The sequence below is a fragment of the Paenibacillus harenae genome, assembly GCF_030812415.1.
GTDB classification, from domain to species: Bacteria; Bacillota; Bacilli; order Paenibacillales; family Paenibacillaceae; genus Pristimantibacillus; species Pristimantibacillus harenae_A.
Window position 1 is genome coordinate 180,373 of the sequence record NZ_JAUSST010000001.1, and the last position, 14,407, is coordinate 194,779.

The 14,407-nt window shown below is 49.6% G+C and carries 12 protein-coding genes; all 12 read right to left on the reverse strand.

Going from position 1 to position 14,407, the window contains the following annotated elements:
• Positions 1–73: 73 nt before the first annotated feature.
• The 12 genes from J2T14_RS00810 to J2T14_RS00865 all read right to left on the reverse strand — a co-directional run bounded on the left by J2T14_RS00810 (position 74) and on the right by J2T14_RS00865 (position 14,403).
• On the reverse strand, positions 74–1,624 hold the full coding sequence (locus J2T14_RS00810) for an ABC-F family ATP-binding cassette domain-containing protein (protein WP_307201280.1): 1,551 nt from the start codon (positions 1,622–1,624) through the stop codon (positions 74–76).
• A gap of 88 nt (positions 1,625–1,712) precedes the next feature.
• Positions 1,713–3,326, reverse strand: coding sequence for a serine/threonine protein kinase (locus J2T14_RS00815; protein ID WP_307466828.1), 1,614 nt, complete (start codon positions 3,324–3,326; stop codon positions 1,713–1,715).
• A gap of 143 nt (positions 3,327–3,469) precedes the next feature.
• Positions 3,470–4,501, reverse strand: a complete 1,032-nt coding sequence (locus J2T14_RS00820) for a glycoside hydrolase family 88/105 protein (protein ID WP_307468555.1) — start codon at positions 4,499–4,501, stop codon at positions 3,470–3,472.
• A 43-nt stretch (positions 4,502–4,544) separates the two neighbouring features.
• Positions 4,545–5,381, reverse strand: a complete 837-nt coding sequence (locus J2T14_RS00825) for a carbohydrate ABC transporter permease (protein WP_307201285.1) — start codon at positions 5,379–5,381, stop codon at positions 4,545–4,547.
• A 2-nt stretch (positions 5,382–5,383) separates the two neighbouring features.
• Entirely contained in the window at positions 5,384–6,283 is a 900-nt protein-coding gene (locus J2T14_RS00830) for a carbohydrate ABC transporter permease (RefSeq protein ID WP_307466831.1), read from the reverse strand.
• 93 nt (positions 6,284–6,376) lie between these two features.
• Positions 6,377–7,708, reverse strand: a complete 1,332-nt coding sequence (locus J2T14_RS00835; RefSeq protein ID WP_307466834.1) for an ABC transporter substrate-binding protein — start codon at positions 7,706–7,708, stop codon at positions 6,377–6,379.
• 116 nt (positions 7,709–7,824) lie between these two features.
• Positions 7,825–9,381 carry a response regulator transcription factor gene (locus J2T14_RS00840; protein WP_307466838.1) on the reverse strand — a complete coding sequence of 519 codons (1,557 nt, stop codon included), beginning with the start codon at positions 9,379–9,381 and terminating at the stop codon, positions 7,825–7,827.
• Positions 9,374–11,140 carry a sensor histidine kinase gene (locus tag J2T14_RS00845; RefSeq protein ID WP_307466840.1) on the reverse strand — a complete coding sequence of 589 codons (1,767 nt, stop codon included), beginning with the start codon at positions 11,138–11,140 and terminating at the stop codon, positions 9,374–9,376. Before J2T14_RS00845 ends, J2T14_RS00840 begins: the two co-directional genes overlap by 8 nt.
• A gap of 82 nt (positions 11,141–11,222) precedes the next feature.
• On the reverse strand, positions 11,223–12,239 hold the full coding sequence (locus J2T14_RS00850) for an SAM-dependent methyltransferase (protein WP_307466843.1): 1,017 nt from the start codon (positions 12,237–12,239) through the stop codon (positions 11,223–11,225).
• Between the two features lie 122 nt (positions 12,240–12,361).
• A complete protein-coding gene (locus tag J2T14_RS00855) occupies positions 12,362–12,694 on the reverse strand; it encodes a cyclic-phosphate processing receiver domain-containing protein (RefSeq protein WP_307466845.1) in 333 nt (110 codons plus the stop codon).
• A 42-nt stretch (positions 12,695–12,736) separates the two neighbouring features.
• Positions 12,737–13,552 (reverse strand): Fpg/Nei family DNA glycosylase, encoded by an 816-nt coding sequence (locus J2T14_RS00860; RefSeq protein ID WP_307466849.1) that lies wholly within the window; start codon positions 13,550–13,552, stop codon positions 12,737–12,739.
• A 38-nt stretch (positions 13,553–13,590) separates the two neighbouring features.
• On the reverse strand, positions 13,591–14,403 hold the full coding sequence (locus J2T14_RS00865; RefSeq protein ID WP_307466852.1) for a TIGR01457 family HAD-type hydrolase: 813 nt from the start codon (positions 14,401–14,403) through the stop codon (positions 13,591–13,593).
• Positions 14,404–14,407: the final 4 nt, after the last annotated feature.

Consider the following 14,407-nt stretch of genomic DNA (forward strand, 5'->3'; position numbering starts at 1 on the left):
ATAAAGCTATGGCGACTTGAACCCTAATCTTAATTTCATCATAATGAAGCCGTTTCACAAAAGCAAGCGGCCCTTAGGACTCCATCGACCAAGCTTCAACGTCCCATGTTTTCGTTACCCAATCCTCGTAAAACTCAGGTTCATGGGAGACGAGCACGACCGTACCCTTATAAGCTTTAAGCGCTCGCTTCAGTTCGGCCTTCGCAATGACGTCCAAGTGGTTCGTCGGTTCGTCGAACAAAATCCAATTGCTTTCATGCATCATCAGTTTGCATAGACGCACCTTCGCCTGCTCCCCGCCGCTGAGCTGATTCAGTGCACGCGTAATATGCTCATTCTTGAGGCCGCACCTCGCAAGCGCCGCTCTCACTTCATGCTGATTCATGAACGAGAACTCGTTCCAAACATCGTCAAGCGGCGTCATTGTCGGCGCCTTCGATTCCTGCTCGAAGTAGGCCGGACTTAAATAATCGCCGCGATATAGCCTTCCGTCAAGCGGTGGAATGACGCCAAGAATCGTCTTCAGCAGTGTCGACTTTCCGACGCCGTTGCAGCCGACGATCGCGATCTTGTCGCCGCGTTCGATGAGCATATCCATATTTGGCAGAAGGGGCCGATTATAGCCGATGACCATATTTTCCGCTTCGAATACGACTTTACCGCTCGTTCTTGCTTCCTTGAAATTAAAGGTCGGCTTCGCCGCTTCCTCCGGCCGATCGATGCGATCTATCTTGTCAAGCTGCTTCTCCCGGCTCTTAGCGCGGCCCGAGGTCGAAGCTCTTGCCTTATTTTTCTGAATAAAATCTTCTTGCTTCTTAATGTAATCCTGCTGCTTCTCGTAGGCATCGATATGCTGCGCCTTGTTCAGATCGGCCATCTCCAGAAACTTCTCGTAGTTGGCCGTATAACGCGTCAGCTTCGCAAACTCCAGATGATAAATGACATTGGTGACATTGTTCATAAATCCCGTTTCATGAGAGATAAGAATAAAGGCGTACGGGTAGTTTCTCAGATAGTTCGTCAGCCAGTTAATATGCTCTTCGTCCAAGTAGTTGGTCGGTTCGTCAAGCAGCAATACGGACGGCTTCTCAAGAAGCAGCTTGGCCAGCAGCACCTTCGTACGTTGTCCGCCGCTAAGCGCCGCTACGTCGCGATCAAGACCAATTGCGCCAAGACCTAGACCGTTCGCCATCTCATCGACCTTCACGTCGATCAGATAGAAGTCGCCGATCTCCAGCTCCTCCTGAATTTCTCCCATCCGGTTAAGAAGCTGCTCAAGCGTGTCCTCGTCGGCATCTGCCATTTGCTCTGCAATTTGGTTCATCTCCTGCTCTAGGACGAGCATCGGTAGAAAGGCGTCCTTCAATACGTCGCGGATCGTTTTGCCCGGCGTTAACAGCGTATGCTGATCCAAATATCCGTAACGAACCCGCGGCGTCCATTCCACCTTGCCGTCGTCCTTCAGGAGCTTGCCGGTCAATATATTCATCATCGTTGATTTGCCCGTTCCGTTCGCGCCTACAAGCCCTACATGCTCGCCTGCCAGCAGTCTGAACGAGACGTTCCTAAACAACGTTCGATCGCCAAAGGTATGTGATAATTGCTCTACTGTTAATAAACTCATGTTTGTATTTACTCCATTCATGCTTGTTCGATTTGATCGGCATTGGCATCGGCCATTGCTTCAAATAATCCGTATAAGTGTACCACAATTAATGCGATTTTGCGTTATTTTCATTGGCGAGCAGCGCAATAATAGGCTTAAGCGCCTCTTTAAGCTGTTTGCCTACGGAAAAATGGTCCGTCATTCGCTTGCCGCTCCACAATATATTCAACAAGGCATCATTCGGCAATAAAGGAATCGTTGCAACCGGACGGTCGGGAAACAGCCTTAACCAATCCTGTCTGCAAATGAAGCGTACGTCCTTATTCGCAATCCAGACCAGTTCCATCCCTTTATGCTTAAGTTCCTCGGATAATATCCTCAGCTTGCGCATCTTTCCAGCTTGCCACTTGGCTACGAACGGGTCCGCAACTACGATGACATACCGGGATTTGGTTAGCCAATAATAGCTATCCGCTTGCTCCCAATCGCTGGAGAAATCGATCAGCGTAATCGACTCGTCGCTGCGCCTGAGCAAATCCTCAAGCGCTTCACTTGGATCGCCCTGCCTAGTCCCTGCTTCATCTTCATGGTTAACCGCGTACCAATGTATGGAACGACCTTCTTCGTAACCGTGCAAATAACTTTGCCGATCTTTGATTATGCCCGTTGCAGTTGCATTCCAACGTATTTCTTCATGTAGACTTTGCCGCCATTCCGGTTCATGACGGGGCTGCTCAATCGCCGCGACAGTCTTCGCCGTTGCCAGACCTTGGAGCATCTCCGCGATAAGCGGAGTAAGGAAGGTCGCGCCTGCCCCGGCATGCAAAGAAATAATGCTTACCAGCATTCGTTGTCTCATACCGGCAAGCGCCACCGCTTGACTATCCGATGCCGTACGCCCGCGGCTATCATTGATCAATGCTTTCAACGCATGCTCAACTTCAACCATCGAAGCATATCGATATGACGGGTTCATCTGCAGCATTCGCTCCAAAATAACGATGAACGGAAGGGAAGATCTGCCTTTCAGCAGCTTCCGAATCGACTGCCCCTGCTGGGTAATGTAAATACTGCCTCCGCTAGCCATATAATAGAGCAGCATACCTAGTCCGTATATGTCCGTTCGTTCATCGCTTTGCTTCAAAGCAAGCTGCTCGGGCGCCGCGAATTGCAAAGTTCCGAGCTGAATCGTATCCTGCAGCTGCCCCGCCTTGAAGGTGCGCGAGATGCCGAAGTCAATGACCTTCACATTGCCGCCGTAATCGATCATAATATTGGAGGGTTTTAGATCGCGATGAATAATCGGCCTCGGTTGTTTATGCAAATAGGCAAGCGCCGAACATAGCTGCATGCCGATCCGGACGAGTTCTTCGAATGTAAGGGTGGTTAATGGGTCGGATAGCAGCTCCGATAGCGTATGCCCCTCGATAAAGTCCATCACAAACGCTTCTTCCCCTTGCTCTTCCAGCCGGAAGTAATCGAATATAACCGGCAAATGAGGATGATTGAGCCGCATGAGCGTCGCTGCTTCCGTGTACAATCCGCTGCCCGCACCCGCTCCCTTAACTACTTTAAGCGCTCTTCTTATGCCGTTCAGCTTTCTATCCAGTACGGAATAAACGACACCCATGCCGCCTTGTCCGATCAAACGATCGATCTGATACCGATCGCCAATCATTCGCCCTCGCTGCCACCCTTGTTCATGTTCGTCTCTATGCATCGTTATCGCATCTCCTCTTTAATGTAACAAAAAAAGCATCCCGATGCCGCCTGTTCAATCACAGGCGGATCGGGATGCTTTCCCTGGTCCCGCTTATTTTGTTACACCTAATTTAGCATAGGAGTGAACATGTCATCAAGCTTTTAATAGACGTATTTCTTCGAACGAAGAAGCTCCGAGAGGAACGCAAGCGCAAGTCCTTGACCCCAGCCTTGAACGCGCTTATGCGCAACGTCCTTGTAGCCCTGTTGGTCGTTCATGACAGCGGTACCCGCAGATACGTTCATTACGCTGCCGTCCTCCGTAATTTGGCTCAATATGCCGTCGATCGACTTCTGTATATATTTGTTGTAGAGCGAACCGAATGCGAACAAGCCGGTTGCGATGCCGGCCGAGCCGGAGGTTTCGCAATAGGACGTATTGTCGGTAAGCACGGTGTGCCACAGCCCGTTATCGGCCTGCAAGCGAACGAGCGTGCTAAGCTGATCGCGCATCGAGCCTTCGATAATCATGAATGCAGGGTGTTGTACAGCAATCAGCGGAAGAGCCTTCGCCATTGTCAATGCCGCCCATGAGTTGCCGCGCGCCCAGAAGATACCCGACATATGGTTCTGCGCGATGTTGTCCCAGCCATGATAATACAGGTTGGATACCGGATCTTGCAAAAAAAGTTCATGACCATGGTACTGCTTGATGCCATCCTCCAAGTAATCGTTGCGGTTCAACAGATGCCCCATCCGAACGAGGAAGTAGCCAGCCATCATCATCGTGTCTACCCAAGCTTGCTCGGGGAAGTTGTACGTCTCGGAATTAACCGTATGCTGGAAAATACCGTCCGCGAATCGAACCGCGTCATTTTTCAAATATTCCGCCATCTGGATCGCAACATCCAAGTAACGCTGCTCATCCGTCGCTTTGTAGAGCGAGATCAGCGCATGGCCGATGGATACGCCGTTGATCGTCAACCTAGGCAATCCGTCCTCGAGCTTCTCGTCTACCCACTCCCGGAGTAGCTTGATATATCGCTCATTGCCCGTTGCTTCATAAGCTTCGGCAACCCCATAGAAGGCGACGCCGCCCGGCCAATCCCAACTAAAATCCATGCGGAACGTCCGGTCAACGACACGGTCGATGACGTCTTTAATATGGTTTTCGTCATATTGAAGTTGCGGCATTTCCATCTTCCTCTCTCCTATATGTTGTTGATTTTCCTATACGTTATTTTAGTCCGCTCGTACTGATGCCTTCCACGATGTACTTCTGGAAAGCGAAGAAGATTGCAAGCACGGGCAGCAAGCTGACGATCGACATCGCGAACATCGCGCCCCAGTTCGATACCGTATCGCTGTCGAGGAACATTTTTAGACCCATCGATACCGGATACAGGCTTGGACGATTCAGGTAAAGAACCGGTCCAAGCAGGTCCTCCCAGCGCCAGTAGAACGAGAAGATCGAAGCCGTCGCAAGCGCAGGCACGACCAGCGGCAAAATGATGCGGAAGAACAAACGAAACTTGCCGCAGCCATCGATCGTTGCCGCCTCGTCCAGCTCGGTCGGAATGGTCCTAATGAACTGAATGAGCAGGAAAATAAAGAACGGAATTCCGAAGTATTGCGGTATGACGATCGGTTTGATCGAGTTCAGCCATTCCATCTTCGCGAACAAAATGTATTGCGGGACGAGTACGACGTCATGCGGCAGCATCAGCGTTACCATCATAATGCCGAACCAGAACGACTTCCCGACGAAATTCAAGCGCGCAAATCCGAATGCGATGAATGCCGATGACAATACGGCGCCGATCGTGGAAATAACGACGATCTCGAGCGAGTTCATAATGAACGTCCCGAACGATTGACCTGCAATGCCGATCCAGCCGATTTTGTAATTTTCCCATATCCATGGCTGTGGAATAAGCGAATCTGCGGTCGCGAAGATCAGATTGCTTTCCTTGAACGAACTCATGAGCAGCCATAGCACCGGATAAACCATGCCTACCGCTAACGCTGCGACAAAAATGTGATAGATTGGCCACTTCAGTTTTTTGATCATCATGATTAATGGCCACCTTTCGACTCGTAATGAACCCAGCGCTTAGACGTCCAGAACAGCAGACCCGTAAGAATCGCGATAATGATCAACATGATCCAAGCCATTGCGGATGCATAACCCATATCGAAGTAAACGAAAGCTTGGCGGAATAAGTACAGCGAGTACAGCAGTGTGCCGTCAAGCGGTCCGCCTTCGCCCTTGGAAATAATGTAAGCCGGAACGAATGTCATGAATGCGCCGATCGTCTGCATAATCGTGTTGAATAGAATAATCGGGCTAAGCATGGGCAGCGTGATTTTGAAGAAACGGATAACCGGGCCGGCGCCGTCTACGTTGGAAGCCTCGTACAGCTCTCCCGGGATGTTCTTGAGACCTGCCAGGAAAATAAGCATAGAAGAACCGAATTGCCATACCGACAACGTGATGAGCATCCAAAGAGCTGCTGCCGGTTCAGCGAACCATCTGACGCTATCTAAACCGAGCATATTCAGAAAATGATTGATTACTCCTTCGTCGCCATAAAGATTGCGCCACATGATCGATACGGCAACGCTGCCGCCGATAATGGAAGGCAAGTAATAAACCGTCCGATATAGCCCGATTGCTTTCGAGGCTGTGTTCAGAATCATTGCGACGAACAAGGCGAATGCCAGACGAAGCGGCACGCCGATGAATACGTACAGAAACGTAACTTTTAGCGATGCAAAAAACTTCGAATCGTTGGTGAACATTTCCGTATAGTTTTCCATACCGATGAAAGATGGCGTCGATAACAAGTCGTAATCCGTGACCGAAAAGTATAACGATGCAAGCGCAGGAACCAAAGTGAATAATAAAAATCCGATAACGAACGGCCCGATAAAGGTATAGCCGATGAGGTTGTTTTTAAGTGACAGCGATTTCATATTATCCAACTCCTATCGAATCTGACGTACAAGTAGGAGAGAGAAAGCGATGGCCGATCATGTCGACCAGCCATCGCTTCTACTCAAGCAATATTACTTGTTTTTCTTGAGAATGGAGGTAGCTTCGTCTCTGAATTTCTTAGCTGCTTCTTCAGGCTTGATCTTGTCGTAGTTCATTTGCTCAGCAAGGCTTGTAAGCGATTTGAACACTTCCGCGGAACCGATCGGATCTGCTGGATCCATTGGGGAGCTGTTCGATTCTGCCCATGCCACATAGTCATAAACTTGGATTTGAGCTTCGGAGGAAACTTCTTTCAGCGCTTCTTTTACCTTCGCCGATACAGGAACGCCGCGATCGCCAAGGATCAATTTGTTCGCTTCGATATCGTTAACGAAGAAGTTGATGAACTTCGCCGCTTCTTCCTTCGCTTTCGAGTTCTCCGATACGGAGAAGAACATCGACGGCTTCAAGAACAAGCCTTTCGTCATTTCCGGACCAACCATTGGCGCCAGAGCCATCGGACGGTTAGCTACTTGCTGCAAGCCTACATACTGATTGGACCATTGCCATACGCCGATGCCTTGGTTTAGAACAAGGTGGCTGTCTTCTGCGCCTTTTATCTGAGCAAGTACGTCGGGCGATGGAACTGCGCCGTCGATAACGAGTTTGGACAACATGCCGAAGAAGTCGACGAACATTTGGTCATCTTCGTAACCAAGGCCTGTACCTTCGGCGTTAAACAACGTTTTGCCAAGCGTACGGAGGTAGTAGCCGAAGAATACTTCGGCGCGCATGCCGCTGTCGAAGAACAATCCCGCTTCCTTCGCTTTAGCGGCCATGCCTACGTAGTCATCCCAAGTCCAGTTCTCGGGAATGGATTCGATGCCGGCTTTCTTGAGCAGCGCCGGGTCGTAGTTTAAGCCGAGTGCGTTCACGCCAAGGTTCATGCCATACAGCTTGTCGCCCAGCTTGCCGCCGTCAATCGCATTCTGCGAAATGTCTGAAACGTCGATTTGATTGCCGATGTAAGGAGTTAGATCAGCAAGCTGGTTTCTGCCCGCGTATTGGGTATAGTTTTGCGTGTCGATTTGGATAATGTCCGGGAGCTCGTTGGCAGCCGCTTGCGGCGCCAGCTTCTTCCAGTAGTCATCATAGTTCGCGTATTCCATTTCGATCGTTACATGCGGATTTTTCGATTTGTACATTTCAATAACTTTCATTGTGTAATCGTGTCGAGGCTGTCCGCCCCACCAAGCGATTCGCAGCGTGACCGGATCCGGTTCCTTGTCTCCGTTCGTTGCCGCATTTGTGGCGGCCGGCGTGTTGCTGCTGTTTGAGTTGCCCGAATTATTGCCTCCGCAAGCACTTACAAGCACCAGTGCGAAAGCCATGAGCAGTAGAAGAATTTTTTGACGAGCTTTCATTTTTGATACGCCCCTTCCAAACTCTTAATGTTGTCTACATCGCTAATTATAGGACGAATGTCGAATTGTCGGAATTCAAAAAACCGCTTTCTTTGTTAAAAAAACAGAGGTCGCCATCAAGGCGACCTTTTGTATTCCGATGGCGTGAAGCCGGTATGTTTCTTGAAAACCTGACTGAAATATTGCGGATTATCGCCGAAGCCGAACTTTTCCGCAAGCTCGAAAACTTTCACGTCGCCTGTCGTTTCGATTTCCTTGATCGCCAGCTCCACGCGCATCTTGACGACGTAGTTGGAGAACTTCTCCCCCGTCTCCTTCTTGAACAGCTTGCCAAGATAGTCGGCATTCATATATAGAATCTCGCTCGCCACCCAGTTCAAAGACAGATCGGGATTCGAGATATGCTCTTCGATGACGCGAACCATTTTATGAATAATGAAGGAATGTTTCTTCGTATGCAGATTATAGTTGGTCATGCAGATGAGCTCTGCGTTATCCGTGACGAATTGTTCAATCATGCGAAACGTGTTCAAGCTGTCGAAGCTTGCTATTTTTTGTAAATATTCGTTAATCAGTTCCGGTTGTCCTTGCCTCGCGATCGATACATATAAAGGGATGACATACGATTTGGATAAATGCATATCCATGCGATGCTCCGTCAGCTGCGTGAAGAATTGGCCCAGCTCCTGCTTAGCAATCTCCCAATCGCCGGACTTTATGTGCATGCACAGGTTTTCATCGTCATATATGAATGTCGTCTGCGCCTTGCCTGCCGCATCGTCAATGTCATTTCTCGTGATAATGCTTCCTTCGCCCAAGTAGAATTGGTAGTTCAAGCATTCCAGCGTCTCGCGATACATGCTGCGGGCTTCCGTAATAGGACCGGGAGTGCTGACTGCAATGGTCGCATCAAGCTTGTAATAAGAAGCAAACGTATGCTTGATTTGCTTCAGCCGATCGAACAGCAAATTGCTTTCGGACGTCACTTTGGTTAGCAGCAGCACATGCTTGCCGATGGTCGTGCTGAGCAATACCGTAGCATGGCTTAAATAATCGCCGGCAATGTTTTTGATCGCGAACAGATGCTCGAACTCGAACTTCCCTTCGATCTGGAACAACAGCAGCTGTACGCTGTCATTCTCGATTTCAATGCGGAACAGCTCGCCGTAATCGTCCCAATCGCGCTGGCCGTAGGTTTTGTTCGTAACAAGCTCCTTCAGAAACTGCTCTTTCGCATGCGGCAGCACCTTCGTAAGCTCTTGCTGAATATTCGCCATGAAGTTCGCTTGCGAATGCCTCTCGTCAAGCTGCCCGATCACTTCGGTTAACGCTTGGATGATCGTATTTTCATTGCATGGCTTGAGCAAGTAATGTTTCACTCCGAATTGCATCGCCGTTCGCGCATAATCGAATTCGCTGAAGCCCGACAACAGAATGAATGCGATTTGCGGGTACAGCTCGTATACTTTCTCGACTAATTTCAAACCATCCATACCCGGCATTTTAATATCGGAGATGATAATGTCCGGCTCATTGTCCGTAATAAAAGCTAACGCTTCAAGTCCGTTGCGCGCCGTACCTATAAGCTCCATATGATGAGCATGCCAGTTAATCGTCCGGGAGATGCCTTCTACGATAATTCGTTCGTCGTCCACCAGCAGTACTTTATACATCCGGATCCCTCAATTCGTACGGAAGCATGAGGGTAACCTTCGTGCCCCCGTTTACTTTACTCTCTACGTGTATGCCGTACGCATCGCCGTATAAGAGCTTGATGCGGTCCTCGATATTTTTGAGCCCGAGACCGGAGCCCTTCGTCTTCACTTCGCCGCTTAGCAGCTTGGCGACTAACTGTTCTTCCATGCCCGGACCGTTATCCGTTACCGAAATGAACAGTTTATCGTTCTCATCAAAAGCCTGAATCCGAATGGAGCAAGTATCAATCATCTGTTCAAGCCCGTAATTAACCGCATTCTCGACGATCGGCTGCAGCGAAAGCTTCGGAATCGAGCCATGCAACAACCGCTCCGGCACGTCGATATGGAAGTCCAACCGCTCCTCGAACCGATATTTCTGGATCGTAATATAATGACTCACGATTTCCAGTTCCTTGCTAAGCGGAATAATCGGCTCTTTCAGATTGATCGAAGTGCGAAGCAGCGAGCCGAGCGCTTCAACCATTTGGGAAATATGCGTCTGGTTGCTCAGCTTGGCCGACCAATTAATCGATTCCAGCGTATTGTATAGAAAGTGCGGGTTGATCTGCGCTTGGAGCGCCTTGAACTCGGTATCACGTATCGTAAGCTGCTTCACGTAGTTCTCATGGATCAGCTCGTTTATTCGCTCAACCATAATGCGGAAGTTGCGATGCATCTGGCCCGCCTCGTCCATTGCAAGCGCGCGTTCGTTGGGCTCCTCGGCATATTCGAAGTTGCCTAACTGCACTTTCTTCATCTTCGCGTTCAAACGTTCGATTGGCTTAATGATACCGTTGGCAAATCGGATCGAGAATAAAATAATGCATAGGAACAACACGGCAAAAATCACGATGATCGTTCTCTTGACCTTCACGATGCGCTCGAAAATATCATCGAACGGGATAAGCGTATAATAATTCCAATCGGTATACGTACTGGCAATATAGGTGACAAAATATTGCTTGCCGTTCACCTTCATCGTTTCGTATCCGCTGTCCTGGCCCATTCCTGGCAGACGGTTAATCGGAAAATCGGTCGCACCCGGGTCCGGGTAAATCGGTTTGTTGTCCTGCATAATGATAAGCTGCGCATCGGAGCTATTAATCCGCATCCCCTTCGCAAAATCGTTAAACAACGCTTCCATATTGATACGAATGGCAAGCGTCCCAAGATTATCTAGCTTCAGTTGCTCGAAGGAACGAATCTCTCGCGCCGCTATCAGAGCATTATCCGTCGAATCGGGTGCAACCCAAGTGTTGCCCCCTTTGTTCGGATTCGTCTCGGCCTTGATCTGATCGAGACGGTTCTTGAACATCGTAATCGAGCTTGTGCCGACGAAATACTCATTGTCGAACGCATCGTAGAGCTGAGTCGAAAGAATATATTTATCAAGTGCGCCGATATTGACCATTCGCTCCATGATCTTCGTTCGGACGACATAATTATCGTAATCGGAACCGCCGGATTTAATCGATCGGAGATAAACCTGCAATGTCGGATCCGTCATGATCATGAAAGACAGCTTCTCCATCTTCTTAAGCTCGTTCTCGATGCTGAGCGACGATAAGCTCAGTGCCTTCGACGATTGCTGATAAACCTCTTCATCATAAAATTCAAATGCATATTGTTGAACGACGACACCAATAACGGCAACGACACCCATGATGACCGATATAAGCACAAAAAGCTTATGCTTAATTCGCAAATTCGTATAAAGCGCTTTCAAGTCGGTCATCGCGTATAGCCTCCAATCAGGGTATCAGGCCCTTACGGGAAGGGCCTGACGCTTGTCATGCTTGTCCACATTGCACTGCTAACTATTTCTTCTGCAAATATAGCGTAATTTCCTCGCGGTTATGAAACAATTGCTTCGCCTTCTTGAGCTCGAATACGGTTTCCAGCTTGGCGATGACTTCGCGAATCGTCTGCATCGGCTTACGGTGCATAAGCTTAATCGTTATGATCGCTGTTGCCCTTTCCGTAAGCGCTTGTTCCAAATCAAGGACGAGCTTGCTCATCAGCATCGGGCTCCAGCTCATATCGCATACGAATAGATCGAATGATCCCGGCTTCAGCTTCGCTTCCGAAGCGTTCCGTTTCAAATAAGTGAGCGCCGGGTGATCGATGAGCGACGGATGTAGATCAGCCGGATCAACGGCCGTTACGCGAAGACCGCGCTCCAATAGCAGCGATGTCCACCCGCCTGGAGCCGCGCCTACATCGAGCGCTCTGCGAAATTGTTCATAATGCAATTCGAACGCGCGCTCCGCTTCCAGCAGCTTGAACTTGGCGCGGGACACTTGTCCTTCTTCCCGCTGGAAGCGAACGGCGCCGCCAGGCCAGTCGGAGAGCATGTCCTGCGGAGAGCCGAAGCCGATGCACAGCGTGGATGCCGCAGCATAGATTGCAATAATGACATCCGGCTGCTGTACGACAGGCTCTGCATCCACCTCTGCCAAGACGGCATCCATTACCGCCTTCGTATCGGATGCCGAATAGATGAACGATGTAGAGGACATTCTTCGAATATGAACGGCAGTCCGTTTGCCTGCAAACATGAAGGCTGCGCTGCGTACCATTGCAGAGAGCTGCTCCAAGTCTTCGGCGTTGCCGTTAATTTCGATCGTTCTATCTACCGGCTGTATGTGCCGCAGGAAGATCGGTTCGCGTTGCAGAATGGTCTGCAATGTCTCTACCCTGTCAAGCGGACTGTTCATAAGGAACACTTCTCCCGCAGCAAGCTGTGTGAAGGAAACGCCGTCAATTAAGCGGCGAAGCTCCTCTATTGCATAGGGCGAATAGCTTTGATTCGCCGTTCCGATCCACTCAGTCAATGTTTTGTGCCTCTATTCTTAAATTTATCAACCAAACCTTCAAACGATTTCAAATACAATTATCGTGAATTGGATTTTTTTCCTTTTCCCGTTAATGTTGCGGACTGCGATCAACACGGTACTTACGTCGATGCCATTTGTTGGAGGAGAGAGTCCGGCATCGGGCCGTTGTGAAGCTTGGTCGTCTCCGGTGCGTTCTGATAGAGCTCTTGATACATTTGCACACGTCCAGCCATGCTCGACGTGTGCAAATAAATTTGTTCGGGATATCGGCCGGTCGCTACGATATGGCGGACCACTTCATACCCCGTAGGCTGAGCCCAGCCCAAGTCGTAGTCGAGCGATAAGATGCCGACGGGCTCTTGATCTAGCAGCAGCTTGCATTCCTCGGCGTCCTTGGCGAGTACGAATCCTTTCGGACAGCCGCGATAATCGTCCAAATAAATATGAATCATGAATGAATCCTCCGTTCAAACATTAGATTCAAAAGCTCCGATTTAAAGATCCTTTTGGCATCCCGGACAATAATAAGCTTTACGTCCCGATTGCTCCAGCTTGTCGATCGTCGAACCGCATACAAGACAAGCCTCGCCTTCCCTGTCATGCACTCGGAATTTCTGCTTATGACCGCCTGTATGCCGGTCGTCGGCCGTTAACGGAAAGTCGCCTGCGCCGCCGTTTGAAATCGCTTCCTTTAGCACATTATGCATCGCTTCATACAGTCGTTCCCAAGTCGCCGGCTCAAATAAAGGAATTTTTGCATCCGGGAGCAATTCTGCGCGGAATAATATCTCATCTACATAAGCGCTTCCCAATGCATTCAGCACGTTTGTGTCAAGCAAAGCCGGTCGGATTGCCCCTCTTTTCTTCGCGAATCTGTCAATGAAACGTTTCAGGGTAAGCTTCTTATCGAGCGGATCCGCGCCAAGTCCGCCGAACAGCTCTTCTACTTCCCGAACGGTCATTAATTTCAAATGTTCGGAACGCAGACCTATCAGATAGAGAATCTGCTCGCCGAGTTTTACTCGAACCTGCGTCGACTTATCCGGCATATCTTCCAGCGTGCCGATATATAAGTAAGCCGCACCCGTCAATTGAAGCACGAGCCGCTTGCCGTTATCCAAGTGAAACAGCAAATGCTTGCCTCTACGTTCTACAAACCATACGACAGCGCCAACAACCTCTTTACGCAACTGCTCAGCGTCAATCTGAAACGTCTTGCTGCTCGTTACCTCAATACCGGTAATCTGGGCCCCGGCGAACCTGTCCGCCAGCACCTCTCGATCATTCTCTAATTCCGGCAGTTCCAACATGAAAGCTCTCTTCCTTCCTGTTCCTTCGTTTGTTTCTCTTATATCCCTCTGTATGTAGAAATATACGAGCGAAGCTCATCTAATCGTGTGCAAATAACATCCGGCTTGCAGCCGGCTATCTCCGCATAATATTCATAATTGTCCGACCTTGTCAAACCCGTTAATACAAGTATCGTCCCGCATCCGGATGCATGACCCGCTGCAATATCCGTTGCCATATTGTCGCCGATCACCCATGTATCCGCTGCCGTCCGTCCCAGTCTGTTCAATGAATAATTCATTAGGATTGCCGAGGGCTTGCCGATAACGACGGGCTGTTTGCCTCCGGCCGCGGTTAGGCTTGCGCCAATCGAGCCTGCACCGGGTTGCAGTCCGTTCTCCGTTGGAAGCAGCAGATCGGGATTCGTCATCACGTAAGAAGCGCCGTCCAAAATATAACGAACCGCTTTCGCTAACCGGCTATAATTGAACTCGCGATCAATCCCTTGCAGCACATAATCCGGATTGTCCTCGGTAATCGTAAGTCCTGCACAAACAACCGCTTCCCGAAGCCCCTTTTCGCCAATGACAAAAACAGAAGCGCCGGGCAACTTCTCGGCAATATACGATGCGGCAGCCTGCGCCGATGTGCATACATCATCGGCATAAGCTTCGATCCCCATCGCCTTCAGTCTATCTGCGACATCCTCGGGTGTTGCCGAAGAATTATTCGTCACGTATTTGTAAGCTAAACCACCGGTCCTTAAGTCCGCGATAAGCTTATCCGCATGCTCGATTCGCTTCGATCCGTGATAAATCGTACCGTCTAGATCAATAAGCAAACCACTCATCTTTCGTTCTATGGTCGTCATTGCG